The sequence below is a fragment of the Vreelandella massiliensis genome, from assembly GCF_900155385.1.
GTDB classification, from domain to species: Bacteria; Pseudomonadota; Gammaproteobacteria; order Pseudomonadales; family Halomonadaceae; genus Vreelandella; species Vreelandella massiliensis.
In genome coordinates this window covers 989,921-1,006,283 of sequence record NZ_LT699744.1, presented here as the reverse complement: position 1 = coordinate 1,006,283, position 16,363 = coordinate 989,921, and the positions used below count along the sequence as shown (strand labels likewise).

Here is a 16,363-nt window from a genome sequence, read left to right as displayed (position 1 = left end):
CATGAAGTCATCGGCACCTTCTACCCCTGAACGCATGAGCGTGGCGCTAGGGCTCTGCCTTGTCATGCTTGCCACCCTGCCGCGCTACATAGCCGGCGGGCATGAGACACATCAGTCGTTACTGTTGATGGCCATCGTTGCGGTATTGGCGTTTGTAATTTTTCAGTGGCGTTTATTAACGGCCAACGCTCGTCAGAGACTGCCGGCATTGCTAGGAAAGCTGGCGTTGTGTCTACTGGTGGGTGTTGCCGTGATGGGGCTCTGGCATGTCTTATTCAGTGATTGGTTCAGTTGGCAGTTGTTATTGTCCCACGGTGCCACACTTGGGCTTTTGCTGCATGCACTCAACCTTTGGCGTGGGGCTAAAACCTAAAAAACCAAGCCAGTAACGGCATACGCCAATGCGTTAAGCATTAACGATCGCATAAAAGCCCACCGAATAAAGACCTTCGGGGGCTTTTAAGCCCGGTTGCGCAAATATTTAAGACCCGTGCTGAATGTGCCTGCCTCTACCGGGTAGCCGGTATAAAACCCTTGAATCGTGTCAATGGCGTAGTTACCCAGCACCGCCCACTGCTGTTCGCTTTCGACCCCTTCAGCCACCACCGTTAGCCCCAACTCCTGCGCCATACTGGCAATCGCCGCGATGATAGGTCGGCTACTGTGCTCAGGGTCATCGAGTGCTTCGATAAAGCTGCGGTCGATCTTCAAACTATGAGCGGGAATATGCTGTAAGTAACTAAGCGAGGAGTAGCCGGTACCAAAGTCATCCAAAGCAACGCGGCAGCCCAGCTGGCTTAATTGGGTCAGGATTTCGATGCCACGCGCTTGTTTATTGAGCAGTAAGCTTTCGGTAAGTTCAAAGGTAATTAGCTCGGCGGTAATGCCGGCTTGGGTGAGCTTTTGCTCTACGCTTTCAACAAACCCGCTTTGCCAAAACTGTGTCGCGGAGAGGTTGATGGCGACCGGTACCACTTCAAGTCCTAATCGTTGCCAGTGCAGTATATCCTTGATTACGCTGTCGAGTACGTGCTCCCCCAGCGAAAGGATTAACCCCGAGCGTTCCGCCAAAGGAATAAACTCACCGGGCGAAACAATACCGCGCGTGGGGTGTTGCCAGCGCACTAACGCCTCTGCACTGACTGTCACCCCTGTTTCGCGGCTCACAAGCGGCTGATATACCATGAAAAGCCCATCGCCCGTGTCAAGCATGGTGCGTAGCTCGGTTTCAAGCGTGAGGTTATCTTGAGCGGCGAGGTCCATTTCGCAGCGATAGAGGCGGTAAGTATTGCGCCCCTCTTTTTTGGCGCGATACATCGCCGCATCGGCATTTTGAATCAGTGTTTCGGGGGTGTCGCCATCATCGGGATAAACGCTTACCCCCAGGCTACAACCGATACGAAACGTATGGTTATTAATGCAATAGGGGGCGCTGACCGTATCGATTAAACGTTGCGCAATACATGTTACTTCGGCGAAGTCACTAATACCGGGCAGCAGGGCAATAAATTCATCGCCTCCCAAGCGTGCCAGCGTATCGTCCTCGCGCAGGTTATTCTGCATGCGCTCGGAGACTTGTAGCAGCAGATCGTCGCCGACGGCGTGCCCCAAGGTGTCATTGACCTGTTTAAAATGGTCAAGATCGATAAACACTACGGCGAGCTGCTCTTTTGAGCGATGAGCGTGCCGAATGGCCAGGGTAATCCGGTCTTCCAGGAGTCGACGGTTGGGGAGACGCGTCAACACATCGTAGTAGGCGAGGTGGCGAACTTGCTGCTCATTTTCACGAATATGGGTGATATCGGTGAATAAGCCCGCGTAATGTTGCGTTTCGCCATTATCATCGGTGATCGCGGTAATGGTGAGTAACTCAAGGTATAGCTCGCCGGTTTTTTTACGATTCCAGACTTCTCCTCGCCAGTAACCATGGGCTTTCAAGGTCTCCCACATCTGCTGATAAAAGGCATCGTCTTGTCGGCCGGAGGAGAGAATGCGCGGCGTTTTGCCCGCTACGTCTTCCAGTGCATACCCGGTCATATGGGTGAAGGCAGGATTGATGAACTCAATGCGCGTGGCGGGGTCGGTGATGACGATGCCTTCAAGGGAAGAGTCGATCACGCGCTCGGCGAGCTGTAAATGTTGTCGTGAGGTAGCGAGGGCGGAGTCGCGTTGCTCTAGCGCCTCGCGTAAATCCTGAAGGTACAAATGCTCAGCGCCGGCGAGCATGTCGCGAAAACCGAGCAAACCGCTGACCTTGCCCTGTGCATCGAGAACGGCTAAGTGGCGAATACGATGATCAATCAATAGGTCGCGCGCTTGAAGCAGGGCGGCTTTCTCGTCGATGGTAAGCAGGGGTTGACTGGCAAGCTCAGCGATTGGCGTATTGCCTGGGTGCCGGGCAATAAAGCGCACCAAGTCGCGCTCGGTCAAAATGCCAAGCGCACTGTCGAGTATGACCACGGCGGCATCGTGCTCTTGCAGGCGCATTTTGCGAGCCGCGTTGGCGAGAAGCATATCACCCGGAAGAACCAGCGGAGCAGCACGCATTGCAGCGTGAACTTCCCGCAGTCGTAAATAGGGTTCAAGCCCCTGGTTCAGGGCAATGTCGGATTGCGACAGGATGCCCACCGGCGAGTCGGTATCATCAATGACCAAAAGATGGCGGCGTCCCAGCGCCCGAAGCTGCAACGCCGCTTCGCCGAGAAGCTGATGTGCATAAATGCTTGCGACTGGATGGCTCATGCGTTGGGCAATGGGCTCGCGCACGGCATTCGTATCGCCAAAGTCGACACTCAAGGCGTCGTGTTCTGTCCAGATACCGACAGGGCGCGCATCTTTCATCACAAGAATTGAGCTACAGTGGCGCTCCGCCATGCGCCGAGCAGCCTCGTAGAGCGGTGTTTCGGGTGCACACTGTAAGATGCCGGTTTGCATAATGCGCGAAATGGGTAAATCCTGGCTCATAGGAAACGACAACAATTGGCCCGAGATGGCAAGAAGAAGTAGTCTCTCAGATTAACACGTTGGTGCTAGCTGCAAAGCAGATCTCATCACAAGGTGGCAGAAAAGAGTGCCCAAAAGGGAAAGAAAGACCTTAGAGCGCACGGAAAATCTCTTGTAATTCTCGGGGTCGACCCCATGTAACGTGCATGGCGCTTGCCACCATGCGTCAGGGTTCTTAAAATCGCCCTCTTGAACATCATTTTGTAACTTACCCAACGCCCAGCCGCTAGAGGACAATTCATGCAAGTTTCCGTCGAGACGACCTCCCCAATCGAACGCCGCCTGACCATCCAAGTGCCGGCCGCCGAAATCGATGAGGCCGTCAGCACTCGCTTGAAAGAAACCGCGAAAAACGTTCGTATGAACGGTTTCCGCCAGGGCCGGGTGCCAATGGCTGTGGTGAAGCAGCGCTATGGCCAAGATGTCCGCAATGACGTTGTGGGCGAGTCAATGCGTGAACACTACGTTCGTGCGATTACCGATGAAGAGCTGAACCCGGCGGGCTACCCGCAGATTGAACCCACGGTAAACGAAGCGGGCAAAGACCTTGAGTTCGTCGCGACCATGGAGGTCTATCCAGAAATTGACCTGACTTCCATTGAAGGCACTGACGTAGAGCGTCCGGTGGTTGAAGTGACCGACGCGGATGTCGACGAAATGATCGAAACCCTGCGCAAGCAAAACGCCGATTGGGAAGAGGTCGAGCGCGCTGCCGAAGAGGGCGATCAGGTCAAGATCGATTTTCAGGGTTACCTAGGCGACGAGCCGTTCGAAGGGGGGAGTGCTGAAGGTCATTCGTTGGTACTCGGTTCTAATAGTTTTATCCCCGGCTTTGAAGAGCAGCTTATTGGGGCCAAGGCTGGCGATGAGAAGACGATTAACGTCACTTTCCCGGAAGAGTATCAGGCCGAGCACTTAGCCGGTAAAGACGCAACGTTTAAAGTGAAAGTGCATAGTGTTAGTGCGCAGAAGCTTCCCGAGGTTGACGCGGCCTTTATTGAGCGCTTTGGCGTTGAAGACGGTGACGAAGCGAAATTCCGCGCCGAAATCAAAAAGAACATGAGCCGTGAAGCAGCTCAGGCGGTAGATAACCGTGTGAAGCAGCAAGTGCTGGATGCGCTTAAAGCGGCTAATGAAATTGCGGTACCCCGTGCTCTCGTTCAACAAGAAACGGAAGGCATGAAGCGTCAAGCCGCTCAGCAGTTCGGCTTAGGCGAAGACTTTGATGTCAGCCAGCTGCCCGATGAGCTGTTCGCTGAGCAAGCCAAAGGTCGCGTCCAAGTTGGCTTGCTGCTAGCCGAAGTGATCAAGGCCAACGAGTTAGACGCCACCGACGATGAAATCAAAGCGAAAGTGGAAGAGCTAGCCGAACAGTACCAGGATCCGCAGCAAGTCGTTGACTACTATATGAGCAACGATCAGCTCAAAACGCAGGTTAAATCCGCGATTCTAGAAGAAAAGGCGGTGGACAAGCTGCTGGAGCAGGCGAACGTAAACGACGTAGAGATGTCCTACCAGCAGGTGTTGGCTGCGGCAAAGCAAGCTGAACAAGACGAAGGTGAAGAAGAGAGCGAGCAGGCAAACGCCTAATCACTCGGTTTTGAGCGCAGATTGGTTCAAAACGATTAATCATCGTTAGTACAGAGTGCGCCGCATCGCGGCGCACTTTTCCCCATCGGAGGCAAGGAATCACTGATGAGTGAATTTGATATTCAAAACGCCGGCGGTTTGGTGCCTATGGTGGTTGAGCAGAGCGCCAAAGGGGAAAGAGCCTACGATATTTACTCGCGGCTTTTAAAAGAGCGTGTCATCTTTCTGGTTGGCCCAGTGGAAGATTACATGGCTAACCTTGTTGTCGCGCAGCTGCTTTTCCTTGAGTCAGAAAACCCGGATAAAGATATTCATCTCTATATCAACTCCCCGGGCGGCTCGGTGACGGCGGGCATGTCAATTTATGACACGATGCAATTCGTTAAGCCGGATATTTCAACGGTTTGCATTGGTCAAGCGGCGAGCATGGGGGCTCTCCTGCTTGCCGGTGGTGCCGCAGAAAAACGTTTCTGCTTGCCCAATTCACGTATGATGATCCACCAGCCCCTAGGCGGCTATCAGGGTCAGGCTTCTGATATTGAGATTCACACGCGTGAGATTTTGGGTATTCGTGATCGCTTGAATCACATTCTGGCGCACCATACGGGTCAGGATATTGAGACAGTCTCACGTGATACTGACCGCGATAACTTTATGAGCGCCGAGCAGGCCAAAGAGTATGGCTTGATTGACGCGGTGCTGGATAAGCGGCCTACATCCTGATAGCGTGTCGAATCTGCGCTTTATAAGATAGGTCTGCGCTTTTCAAACGAGCTTTCCGGCGGCACTCGCCGCCGCAGTGACAGAGGTACGCGAATGGCCGACGGCAAAGGCAAGGACGAAGGTGGCAAGCTGCTTTACTGCTCGTTTTGCGGTAAAAACCAAAACGAAGTACGTAAGCTGATTGCCGGCCCGTCCGTATATATCTGCGATGAGTGTGTCGACCTGTGTAATGACATCATTCGCGAGGAAGTTCTCGAAGCCGATGCCGAGAGCGATGAGGAGCGTCTGCCGACGCCTCGTGAAATTCGTCATACCCTCGACGACTACGTCATCGGGCAAGACCGCGCCAAAATGGTGCTGTCCGTAGCGGTTTACAACCACTACAAGCGACTAAAATCAGGTGTTCGCGAAGGCGACGTAGAGCTAGGCAAGTCCAATATACTGCTAATTGGCCCCACCGGTAGTGGTAAAACCCTGCTGGCTGAGACCATGGCGCGCCTGCTAAACGTTCCGTTCACGATTGCAGATGCCACCACGCTAACCGAAGCCGGTTACGTGGGTGAAGATGTTGAAAACATTATCCAGAAGCTGCTGCAAAAGTGCGAATACGACGTAGAGAAAGCCGAGCGCGGTATCGTCTATATCGATGAAATCGACAAGATTTCGCGCAAATCGGACAACCCTTCCATTACCCGCGATGTCTCGGGTGAAGGGGTGCAGCAGGCGCTGCTGAAACTGATTGAAGGCACAACGGCATCCGTGCCGCCACAAGGCGGGCGTAAGCACCCGCAGCAGGAGTTCGTGCAAGTCCATACGGCGAATATTTTGTTTATTGTAGGCGGTGCGTTTGCCGGGCTGGACAAAGTTATCCGCGATCGCGCCGAGAAGGGCGGTATTGGCTTTAACGCCAGCGTTAAGAGCAAGGATTCGTCGCGTGGTGTGGGTGAGCTTTTAGCCGATGTCGAGCCTGAAGACCTGGTTAAGTTTGGTTTGATACCTGAGTTTGTCGGGCGTTTGCCGGTGATCGCAACCCTTACCGAGCTTACCGAGGACGCGCTGATTCAAATCCTCACCGAGCCGAAAAACTCCTTGATCAAACAGTATGCCAAATTGTTTGAGATGGAGGATGTGACGCTTGAGTTTCGTGAGGACGCTTTGCGTGCGGTGGCGGCAAAAGCCATGGAGCGCAAAACGGGCGCCCGTGGTCTACGCTCCATTTTGGAGTCGGTACTACTCGACACCATGTATGAAATCCCTTCTCTTGAAGGCGTTAGTCAAGTCGTGATTGATGCATCGGTGATCAATGGCGAAAGTGACCCGCTACTGATTTATGCGCAGCAAGAAGACGCGCGCGTGGATGGCACGGATGGTTAAGCGGGCCTCTGGCGGCGCCATCGAATGGGGTTAGCACTTGCCCGCGTCATCACAGGGGGTCGCTGCGGCGGCCCCTTATTTTCTTGCGCTATTTAACCCCGTGCGACCGCCGAGTTCACTGGTGCACCCGCCTGTTTGATGAATGCTTGCGGGATCAACTCGCACCAAGCTTTCAATTTAGTTACTCACCTGAATTTCCGAGGAACGTCTGCGATGCAGCAGAACGCCGAAATGACACAATGTTTCCCACTCTTACCGCTGCGGGATGTTGTGGTTTATCCGCAGATGGTTATTCCGCTATTTGTCGGGCGCGAAAAGTCGATTCAAGCGTTAGAAGCCGCTATGGAAGCGGATAAGCGCGTCTTGCTGGTCGCACAGCGCGAAGCCTCTCAAGACGACCCTGATAACACCGACCTTTACGCCATGGGCACGGTCGCTGAGATCATGCAGTTGCTAAAACTCCCCGATGGCACGGTGAAAGTGCTGATTGAAGGGCGTTTTCGTGCTGATGTCGGCTCTGTTGAAGAGCATGAGGATGGCTACACGCAGGCTTATATTCAGCCACGTGATAGCCAGCCATTGACCGCTCGCGAGCAAGAAGCGCTGGTACGCGTACTGCTCAATCAGTTTGAGCAGTACGTCAAGCTGTCCAAAAAAGTGCCTAACGAGGTGCTTAATTCCCTATCGGGAATTGAGGATCCCAGCCGCTTGGTGGATACGATTTGCGCCCACTTGTCACTGAAAATCGGTGATAAGCAAGAGCTATTAGAGATGGATCGTGTCCGCGATCGTATCGAGCACCTGATGGCGCTGATCGAGTCGGAAATTGATCTGCTTCAGGTAGAAAAGCGTATCCGCACTCGCGTCAAAGAGCAGATGGAGAAGACTCAGCGCGAGTATTACCTCAATGAACAGATGAAGGCCATCCAGAAGGAAATGGGTGAGCTTGAGGATGTGCCTAACGAGGTGGAGAAGTATGAGCATGCCATCAAGGAGTCTGGCATGCCCAAAGAGGCAATGGAGAAAGCGGCGCAGGAGCTTAATAAGCTCAAGATGATGTCCGCCAACTCCGCCGAGGCCACGGTGGTACGCTCTTACCTTGATTGGCTTATCGCAGTGCCTTGGAAAAAGCGCACGCGGGTTAAGCATGACCTCATCAAAGCGCAGCAGGTCCTAGATGAGGACCACTACGGTCTTGAGGAAGTGAAATCGCGTATTTTGGAATACCTGGCGGTGCAAAAGCGCGTGCGCAAAATGAAAGGTCCAGTGCTCTGTTTGGTCGGGCCGCCCGGGGTAGGCAAAACCTCATTGGGGCGTTCCATAGCGCGTGCCACAAACCGCAAATACGTGCGTTTGGCGCTCGGCGGCGTTCGCGATGAGTCAGAAATTCGTGGTCACCGTCGCACCTATATCGGCTCGCTGCCGGGTAAGTTGATGCAGCGCATGAGTCGCGCCGGGGTCAAAAACCCGCTCTTTTTGCTCGACGAAGTGGATAAGCTCGGCATGGATCATCGCGGTGATCCTTCCTCGGCGCTCTTGGAAGTGCTGGATCCCGAGCAGAACAACAGCTTTAGTGATCACTACCTGGAGCTGGATTACGATCTTTCCGAGACGCTTTTCATCTGCACGGCGAACTCGATGAACATCCCCGGGCCGCTGCTCGATCGGATGGAAATCATTCGCCTGCCGGGCTACACCGAAGATGAAAAGCTAGCCATTGCCAAGCGCTACTTACTTCCCAAGCAGCGTGAGGGGAACGGTCTTAAAGCCAACGAGCTGGACCTGGATGATGCAGCACTGCTGGAATTGATTCGCTATTACACCCGTGAAGCGGGCGTACGTGAGCTTGAGCGCCAAATTGCCAAGGTCGCGCGCAAGGTGCTACGCGAGCGCTTGGAGCATGAGCGCGATAACAAGCAGGCCCAGGCCGGGCAGACACTCAGCGCTGAGGAGATCGAAACCTATGCCGGCGTTCGCCGTTACAGTTACGGTCTCGCCGACCTGGAAGATCAAGTCGGCCGTGTGACGGGATTGGCTTGGACGTCGGTGGGCGGTGAGCTCCTCAACATTGAGTCAGTGGTGACGCCGGGTAAAGGCCGCGTGAACAAAACCGGCTCGCTGGGCGATGTGATGAAAGAGTCAGTGAGTGCGGCACATACCGTGGTACGCGCACATGCCGACGCTTACGGTATTGATGCTGAGCGCTTTGAAAAAGAAGATTTGCATATTCACGTGCCCGAGGGAGCAACCCCCAAAGATGGTCCGAGCGCCGGCATTGCGATGGTCACGGCAATGGTCTCGGCCTATAGCCGGCGAGCGGTGCGCTGTGATGTGGCAATGACCGGTGAGGTGAACCTGCGCGGAGAAGTATTACCGATTGGGGGGCTAAAGGAGAAATTGCTGGCAGCCCGCCGGGGTGGTATAAAGACCGTCCTCATACCGGAGGAAAATCGTCGAGACTTAAAAGAAGTCCCGGATAACATTAAAGATGCGTTAGATATTCGTCCGGTGCGCTGGATCGACGATGTACTGGCGGTTGCCTTAGCCGAAGCGAACGACAAAGAGGCTATCGTGAGCGGTAGCGATAAAGCGTTCACTAATTCGGCTGCGATAAGCACGCATTAACGCGACCGGATCTATACGTTTAATCATTTAAACATTGCACTCAGGCCTTTAGCGCCGGTGTAACGCGGCATGGTTGCTTGACAGCGATTTCACGGCGTTGCTATAAAATGCTGCTACGCTTTGATCGACGTTCCAACCGGTGACCATGCCGTTCAGAGCCATTTTTTGAAACAGTCAAGGGGTGAAGTGTGAATAAGTCTGAGCTGATTGAAGCCATTGCCGCGTCTGCTGATATTCCCAAGGCAGCGGCAACCCGCGCATTGGATGCCATGGTGGAGTCTGTCACCGATAGCCTCAAAAAAGGCGAGAGTGTTTCACTGGTAGGCTTTGGTACCTTTTCGATCAAGGAGCGCGCCGCGCGTACAGGCCGCAATCCGCAAACTGGTCAACCGATTGAGATCAGTGCTGCTAAAGTACCCAGCTTCAAAGCAGGTAAGGCACTGAAAGACGCCGTTAACTAAATCCATGGGTAAGGGATAGTTACACCAACAGTCTTATGGGCGCATCGTTAACGCGATGCGCCCATGTTATTTTTGGCCACTGTTTGCAATCGAACCGTTTGGCTGTTTGAACTGAGGCTAACATGCTGCAAAGTATACGAGATGGCTCCAGAAGCTGGGGCGCAAAAATTATCATTGGCGTCATGGTGGCCGCGATGGCGCTGTTTGGCGTGGAGTCGCTTTTTGGTCTCTTTGGCAGCGATCCTGAGGAAGTGGCTCGGGTCAATGGCGAGCCTATCGTGCGTCAAGAAGTGGAACTTGAAGTGCAGCGAGCGATGCGCTCAGGTCAAGTCCCCCCCGAGCAGGAGCGCGCTCTGCGCAATGAAATGCTCGATCAACTGATTACGCAACGCCTGTTGACCCAGTACGCGGAAGAGGGCGGTCTGTATGTGTCCGAAGACCAGCTAGATCAGTTGATCGTCAGCCTGACGGAGTTTCAAGACCAGGAAGGCGTTTTTTCCTCGGAGCTGTTTCGCAACCGCTTAGCCAGCGCGGGCTACACACCGCTATCATTTCGTGAGGAGTTACGCACGGATGTAAAGCGCCGCCAGTTGCAGCAAGGGCTCGCCTTCAGTGATTTTACCTTGCCGACAGAGCAGCAGCGCTTAGCCGAACTGCAGCGCCAGCAGCGCAGTTTCCGCTACGCTATTTTGACGGCTGACGCTACAGGCAACATCGACGTCAGCCAAGCGGAGCTTGAGCGCTACTACGAGGAAAATGCCGAGCGCTTTGAGCGCCCCGAACAGGTACGCCTGCGCTATGTCGTCGTTGACCGGGAAGAGATGGCCGAAGACGTTGAGGTAGAGGAGGCTGAATTGCGGGAAGCATGGCGCGATCGGCATCGGGATGCGGATCGTGACGTCGCCCATATCATGATTACCTACGGTGATGAGCGCACGCGTGAACAAGCCCAGGCGCGTGCAGAGGAAGCTTTAGCGGCGCTTGAGAGCGGTGAGAGCTTTGCCGAGACCGCGGCCCGCTATTCCGATGATACCGCAAGTGCCGAAGATAGCGGTGACCTGGGTGAGATTAGCCGTGGCTTCTTCGGCGAGGCCTTTGACGAAGCGGCTTTCTCCCTGGAGGAAGGCGAAATCTCATCGGCTGTGGAGATGGATAACGCTTTCCATATTATTAACGTCCAAGAGATCGACCGTCCAGCGTTTGAAGAGCAGCGCGAAAGGCTGCGCCAAGACGTGGCGATGCGCGAAGTGGAGGATGAATTTAACCAGCGCGTTCAGCAGCTCATTGATGAAAGCTTTGCGGCCGACGATCTGCAAAGCGTGGCCGATGACATTGGTCTCACGCTCAAAGAGAGCGACTGGCTGGCAAAAGGCGAGGGGGAAGGTGTGCTCTCCGAGCCGGGCGTCATGGAGGCTGCCTTCAGCGAAGAGGTGCTGGAAGAGGGGTATAACAGCGAAGTGATTGAGCTGGATAACGATCGGCGGTTGGTCTTACGGGTGGCAGAGCATCGTGATGCTACTGTCCTTCCTTTGGAAGAGGTGCGCGATCAAGTCGAGGCAGCGGTCAGAGCGCGTAAGCAGCAAGAGGCGCTTGTCGAAGAGGCCAAAACTCTACTGTCGGACCCTGATAGTGAAGCCATCGACTGGCAAGAAGCGGATAGCGTTAGCCGCGAATCGGATACCACTCTCCCGAGGATGATTGTGCAGGCGGCTTTCCGCATGCCGCATCCTGAAGAGGATGAAAGCACCTATCGTTATGTCGAGCTCCCTCAGGGCGTTGCGCTTATCGCATTGGATGAAGTGAACGAAGGCCAGGTCGATGAGCAGACTGAACGGTTTGTGGCTCAGTTGGCCGAGCAGCTACGCGCTCAATCGGTGATTCAAGGATTGATTGATCACCTACGCGGCGAAGCGGAGATAGAGCGTCGCTAAAACCGATTAGCCACGTGCTGCAAAGGCGCCGCCCACTTGTTGTTTATTGCCAAGTGGGCGGCGCTTGTGTGAGGAGGACGAAAAAGCGCGTTTTTAGACGGGTGGTTGGTCGAGAGGAAATTGGCGCAGATGCGGTGCGGTCGCGTGCTCAGATTTTTCGTCGATCACAATATCCCAGCCATGCTGGCTATCCCAATCCCCCAGTACAAAGCGCTTGGCGGGTACGCCGTCCACGGTCAGTTCATGCACCTTGGGCCGGTGGGTGTGACCATGGATCATCGTGGCCACGCCACGCTTCTCCATCAGTTTCACGACTTCGGAGGGCGTTACATCCATAATGGCGTCTGCTTTTTTTGCGTTCGCCGCGCCCGATTGCTGGCGCAAACTTGAGGCGAGTTCCAAACGCTGTTCAAGCGGTAATGCCAGCATCTGCGCTTGCCACTGCGGGTCACGCGATTGCTCACGAAAGGCCATATAGTCTTTGTCGAGTGTGCAAAGGCTATCGCCGTGCAAAAGCACGAGCGGAATCCCGTGAAGCTCAGCCTCTTGAATATCCGGCAGGAGCGTAGCGCTACAGGCGTCAGCGAACCGCTGGCCGATAAAAAAGTCGCGATTGCCGTGCATCAGGTAGACGCGGGTGCCGTTATTGGCAAGCGTGGATAACGCGGTCGAGACGCGGGTGGCGACATCTGCGAGCGGGTGGGGGTAATCCAGCAAATCATCCCCTATCCAGGCATCAAACAGGTCGCCTAAAATATAGACGGCCTGGGCATCCACCGCGGTGGTGGCTAAGTAGTTGATAAACCCCTGCGTAATGTCAGGGGTATGTTCACTTAGGTGTAAATCAGCTATCAGCAGAGTGCGCATAAGGCTCTCCGTTTTCAGTCAGCTTCCTTGACGTAGGCGCGCTCAATGACCACGTCCTCAGTGGGTACATCGGCGTGCATACCGCGGCGGGTAGTGCTGACGTTTTTGATCTTCTCTACCACGTCCATGCCGTCAACCACTTCACCGAATACCGCATAGCCCCAGCCCTGTACCGATTTGCCGCTGTGATCCAAGAAGCTATTGTCGTTAACGTTGATGAAAAATTGCGCTGTCGCGGAGTGAGGGTCCTGCGTGCGCGCCATGGCCAGTGTGCCTTTTGTGTTTTTCAGGCCGTTGTCGGCTTCATTCTCGATCGAGTCACGAGTGGGTTTTTGGTTGAAGTCCTGGTCAAACCCGCCGCCTTGCACCATAAAGCCGTCGATGACGCGGTGAAACAGCGTGTTATCGTAAAAACCGTCGCGTACATACTGCTCAAAATTCGCCGCCGTTACCGGTGCTTTTTCGTGGTTAAGGGCAATGGTGATGTCACCGAAGTTCGTCTGTAATACGATCATGGATAAATTCCTGTTCAATAAAGGCCTTCGCCTTGGTGCTATGCTCAGGCGTCACGTTATAATAGCCGTTTTGCTCGGCACCGCGAAGCCCGGCACGCCATCCACTATGAGGTTACCAACTCCACCATGACCAACGAGACCACCCCAGCGCCGAATTTTATTCGTAACCAAGTACGCGAAGAGATCGAGGGCGGCCAGGTCACCAACATCGTGACGCGCTTTCCTCCCGAGCCCAACGGCTTTCTGCACATAGGCCATGCGAAATCGATCTGTTTGAATTTTGGCTTGGCGGAACAGATGGGTGGTGTGTGTCACTTGCGCTTTGATGACACCAACCCGGCGAAGGAAGAGCAAGCCTATATCGATGCGATCAAAGAGGATGTGAGCTGGCTTGGATTCGAGTGGGCGGGGCCTGTGCGCTTTGCTTCGGACTATTTCGATCAGCTCTACGCCTGGGCGCAGCATTTGATTGGTGAAGGCAAAGCCTACGTTGACGATCTCTCTCCGGATGAAATTCGTGAGTACCGCGGTACCCTTACCGAGCCCGGCAAACCCAGTCCTTATCGCGAGCGCAGTGTAGAAGAAAACCTCGACTTGCTGGCGCGCATGCGCGATGGCGAGTTCGCGGAAGGCGAGAAAGTGTTGCGGGCGAAAATCGATATGGCCTCGCCCAATATCAACCTCCGCGACCCCATTCTCTACCGCATTCGCCACGCTAGCCACCACCAAACGGGTGATAAGTGGAAAATTTACCCCTCCTACGACTTCACCCACGGCCAGTCGGATGCGCTTGAGGGCGTGACGCACTCTATCTGCACCTTGGAGTTCGAGGACCACCGCCCGCTTTACGAGTGGTTTTTGGATAACCTCCCGGTGCCGTGTAAGCCCCGCCAGATCGAGTTTGCGCGCTTGAACCTCAACTATACGCTGACCTCTAAGCGCAAGCTGAAGCTGCTGGTGGATAACGCCATTGTCGACGGCTGGGATGACCCCCGCATGCCGACTATTTCCGGCATGCGCCGCCGCGGCTACACGCCGGCGTCGATACGCAAGTTCTGCGAAATGATCGGCGTGACCCGTGCTGACGGTGGTCTGGTGGATATCGCCATGCTGACGCACGCCATTCGCTCCGACCTTGAAGACAATGCCCCGCGGGCCATGTGTGTCTTAAAGCCGCTGAAAGTGGTACTGACCAACGTACCCGAAGCGCATGAAGAGGTATACGAGGTGTTGGGCCATCCCGCGCGTGATGACATGCCGGTACGCCACGTGCCCTTTACTCGCGAGCTGTACATTGACCGCGATGACTTCATGGAAGAGCCGCCGAAAAAGTACTTCCGCTTGGCGCCGGGTAAAGAGGTGCGCCTACGCAACTCGTATGTGATCCGCTGCGATGAGGTGATCAAGGACGCCAATGGCGAGGTGGCGGAGCTTCGCTGCTCGGTTGACTTTGATACCCTGGGTAAGAACCCTGAAGGCCGCAAAGTAAAGGGGGTTATTCATTGGGTGAGCGCAGTCCACGGGGTGCCCTTGGAAGTGCGCTTATATGACAATCTCTTTTTGGAAGAGCAGCCCGACAAGGATAAGGACGCCGACTTTCTGGAGCATTTGAACCCCGAATCGCTCAGCGTGTGCCAAGCGATTGGCGAGCCGAGCTTGGCGCATGCCACGCCCGAGTCGCGCTTTCAGTTCGAGCGCGTGGGCTACTTCTGCGCCGACCGTCACGCCTCCACGCCGGCGCACCTAGTGTTTAATCGTACCGTGGGCCTAAAAGATACTTGGGCGAAAATCAAGCAGAAAGGCTAAGGAGGGGCTATGCAGATCTACAACACCTTAACGCGGCGCAAAGAGCCTTTCCAACCGCTTGAGCCTGGCAAGGTGCGTATGTATGTCTGCGGGATGACCGTGTATGACTACTGCCACCTTGGGCACGCGCGCGTCATGGTCGCCTTTGATGTGATCACCCGTTATCTGCGCGCGCGGGGGTACGACGTGACCTACGTGCGCAATATCACCGATATCGACGATAAAATATTGAAGCGCGCCGATGAGAACGGCGAGAGCATCGACGCGCTGACCGAGCGCATGATCGATGCCATGCACGAAGACGAGGCTCGCCTCGCCGTGCTACCGCCGGATGAAGAGCCTCGGGCAACGCGCCATATCGATGACATCATCGCCATGATCGAGACGCTGATCGAAAAGGGCTACGCCTACGCGGCCGAGAATGGCGATGTCTACTATCGAGTGCGCAAGTTTGAGGGCTACGGCAAGCTCAATAACCGTAACCTGGATGAGATGCGCTCGGGGGCGCGTGTTGAGGTTGACGCCCACAAGGAAGACCCGCTCGATTTCGTTTTATGGAAAGCCGCCAAGGCAGGGGAAGCGCATTGGGCCTCTCCCTGGGGGGATGGGCGTCCGGGTTGGCATATCGAGTGCTCGGCGATGTCAAAGTGCTGCTTGGGTGAGACGTTCGATATTCACGGCGGCGGGCCGGATCTCACCTTCCCGCACCATGAAAACGAAATTGCCCAGTCCGAGGCGGCGAACGGCAAGCCGTTCGTCTCCACGTGGATGCACGCCGGCGCGGTTCGGGTGAATCAGGAGAAAATGTCCAAATCATTGGGCAATTTCTTCACCATTCGCGACGTTTTAAGCGAGCACGATGCCGAAGTCGTACGCTACCTGCTTGTCGCCAGCCACTATCGCAGCCCGATTAACTACTCGGTGGATTCGCTGCTTGAGGCGCGCAAATCGCTGGTGCGTTTTTATACGTCGCTTGAGGGGCTTTCGCTTGACGCGTCTATCGACAATGGCGATATCGCTCACGCCACCAAGGGCAGCGGTTTTCGTGAGCGTTTTTTCGCCGCGATGGACGACGATTTCAATACCCCTGAAGCGCTATCGGTACTGTTTGATTTGGTCCGTGAGCTTAACCGCGTCAGAGACAATGACACCGAGCAGGCGCTGGTACTCGCCCACGAGCTTAAAACGCTGGGGGAGATGCTCGGCCTGTTGCAGCAGCCGCCTGAGGCCTTTTTGAAAGGCGGCCAAGCGCTGGCGCTGAGCGAAGCGGAGATCGAGGCCAAAATCCGCGAGCGTGCCGAAGCGAAAGCCCATAAAGACTTCGCCAAGGCGGATGCCATCCGCGATGAGCTGGCAAGCCAAGGCATTGTCCTTAAAGACTCCCGCGAAGGCACAACATGGGTAGCAGAAGCCACCTAAAGGATGCCAGGCACCTGCGGGCGTCTGACTTCAACGCGCCAAGGTCTTA

Annotated in this window: 12 protein-coding genes; 9 read left to right on the top strand and 3 right to left on the bottom strand. The window is 55.0% G+C overall.

What is annotated here, in order from left to right; translation table 11 throughout:
- Position 1: 1 nt before the first annotated feature.
- Positions 2 to 373 (top strand): hypothetical protein, encoded by a 372-nt coding sequence (locus BQ9846_RS04625; protein ID WP_083651473.1) that lies wholly within the window; start codon positions 2 to 4, stop codon positions 371 to 373.
- A gap of 86 nt (positions 374 to 459) precedes the next feature.
- Here the strand turns inward: BQ9846_RS04625 and BQ9846_RS04620 are convergent, their stop codons facing one another.
- Positions 460 to 2,964 (bottom strand): EAL domain-containing protein, encoded by a 2,505-nt coding sequence (locus BQ9846_RS04620; RefSeq protein WP_075879415.1) that lies wholly within the window; start codon positions 2,962 to 2,964, stop codon positions 460 to 462.
- 279 nt (positions 2,965 to 3,243) lie between these two features.
- Between BQ9846_RS04620 and tig the strand changes: the two genes are divergently transcribed.
- The 6 genes from tig to BQ9846_RS04590 all read left to right on the top strand — a co-directional run bounded on the left by tig (position 3,244) and on the right by BQ9846_RS04590 (position 11,707).
- The gene (gene tig / locus BQ9846_RS04615; RefSeq protein WP_075879414.1) at positions 3,244 to 4,593 is read left to right on the top strand and encodes a trigger factor; all 1,350 of its coding nucleotides are present in this window, start codon (positions 3,244 to 3,246) and stop codon (positions 4,591 to 4,593) included.
- 105 nt (positions 4,594 to 4,698) lie between these two features.
- Entirely contained in the window at positions 4,699 to 5,316 is a 618-nt protein-coding gene (gene clpP, locus BQ9846_RS04610; protein ID WP_075879413.1) for an ATP-dependent Clp endopeptidase proteolytic subunit ClpP, read from the top strand.
- Between the two features lie 93 nt (positions 5,317 to 5,409).
- A complete protein-coding gene (gene clpX / locus BQ9846_RS04605; RefSeq protein ID WP_075879412.1) occupies positions 5,410 to 6,690 on the top strand; it encodes an ATP-dependent Clp protease ATP-binding subunit ClpX in 1,281 nt (426 codons plus the stop codon).
- Between the two features lie 213 nt (positions 6,691 to 6,903).
- Positions 6,904 to 9,315 (top strand): endopeptidase La, encoded by a 2,412-nt coding sequence (gene lon / locus BQ9846_RS04600; RefSeq protein ID WP_075879411.1) that lies wholly within the window; start codon positions 6,904 to 6,906, stop codon positions 9,313 to 9,315.
- 188 nt (positions 9,316 to 9,503) lie between these two features.
- Entirely contained in the window at positions 9,504 to 9,776 is a 273-nt protein-coding gene (locus tag BQ9846_RS04595; RefSeq protein ID WP_075879410.1) for an HU family DNA-binding protein, read from the top strand.
- Between the two features lie 122 nt (positions 9,777 to 9,898).
- Positions 9,899 to 11,707, top strand: a complete 1,809-nt coding sequence (locus BQ9846_RS04590) for a SurA N-terminal domain-containing protein (protein WP_075879409.1) — start codon at positions 9,899 to 9,901, stop codon at positions 11,705 to 11,707.
- 93 nt (positions 11,708 to 11,800) lie between these two features.
- Here BQ9846_RS04590 and BQ9846_RS04585 read toward each other — a convergent pair whose 3' ends face one another.
- Complete coding sequence (locus BQ9846_RS04585; protein WP_075879408.1) at positions 11,801 to 12,574, bottom strand: UDP-2,3-diacylglucosamine diphosphatase; 774 nt, start codon at positions 12,572 to 12,574, stop codon at positions 11,801 to 11,803.
- Positions 12,575 to 12,588: 14 nt separating this feature from the next.
- Positions 12,589 to 13,089, bottom strand: coding sequence for a peptidylprolyl isomerase (locus BQ9846_RS04580; protein ID WP_075879407.1), 501 nt, complete (start codon positions 13,087 to 13,089; stop codon positions 12,589 to 12,591).
- Positions 13,090 to 13,215: 126 nt separating this feature from the next.
- Here BQ9846_RS04580 and BQ9846_RS04575 point away from each other — a divergent pair, with 126 nt between their 5' ends.
- The gene (locus BQ9846_RS04575) at positions 13,216 to 14,895 is read left to right on the top strand and encodes a glutamine--tRNA ligase/YqeY domain fusion protein (protein ID WP_075879406.1); all 1,680 of its coding nucleotides are present in this window, start codon (positions 13,216 to 13,218) and stop codon (positions 14,893 to 14,895) included.
- Positions 14,896 to 14,904: 9 nt separating this feature from the next.
- Positions 14,905 to 16,314: a cysteine--tRNA ligase gene (cysS, locus tag BQ9846_RS04570; protein ID WP_075879405.1), complete on the top strand. Its 1,410-nt coding sequence runs from the start codon at positions 14,905 to 14,907 to the stop codon at positions 16,312 to 16,314.
- The last annotated feature ends 49 nt before the right edge of the window (positions 16,315 to 16,363 follow it).

Excerpts from the sequence above, each read along its gene's own strand:
- BQ9846_RS04625 (WP_083651473.1), top strand. The coding sequence starts at position 2 with ATGAAGTCATCGGCACCTTCTACCCCTGAACGCATGAGCGTGGCGCTA.
- BQ9846_RS04620 (WP_075879415.1), bottom strand. The coding sequence starts at position 2,964 with ATGAGCCAGGATTTACCCATTTCGCGCATTATGCAAACCGGCATCTTA.
- tig (WP_075879414.1), top strand. The coding sequence starts at position 3,244 with ATGCAAGTTTCCGTCGAGACGACCTCCCCAATCGAACGCCGCCTGACC.
- clpP (WP_075879413.1), top strand. The coding sequence starts at position 4,699 with ATGAGTGAATTTGATATTCAAAACGCCGGCGGTTTGGTGCCTATGGTG.
- clpX (WP_075879412.1), top strand. The coding sequence starts at position 5,410 with ATGGCCGACGGCAAAGGCAAGGACGAAGGTGGCAAGCTGCTTTACTGC.
- lon (WP_075879411.1), top strand. The coding sequence starts at position 6,904 with ATGCAGCAGAACGCCGAAATGACACAATGTTTCCCACTCTTACCGCTG.
- BQ9846_RS04590 (WP_075879409.1), top strand. The coding sequence starts at position 9,899 with ATGCTGCAAAGTATACGAGATGGCTCCAGAAGCTGGGGCGCAAAAATT.
- BQ9846_RS04585 (WP_075879408.1), bottom strand. The coding sequence starts at position 12,574 with ATGCGCACTCTGCTGATAGCTGATTTACACCTAAGTGAACATACCCCT.
- BQ9846_RS04580 (WP_075879407.1), bottom strand. The coding sequence starts at position 13,089 with ATGATCGTATTACAGACGAACTTCGGTGACATCACCATTGCCCTTAAC.
- BQ9846_RS04575 (WP_075879406.1), top strand. The coding sequence starts at position 13,216 with ATGACCAACGAGACCACCCCAGCGCCGAATTTTATTCGTAACCAAGTA.
- cysS (WP_075879405.1), top strand. The coding sequence starts at position 14,905 with ATGCAGATCTACAACACCTTAACGCGGCGCAAAGAGCCTTTCCAACCG.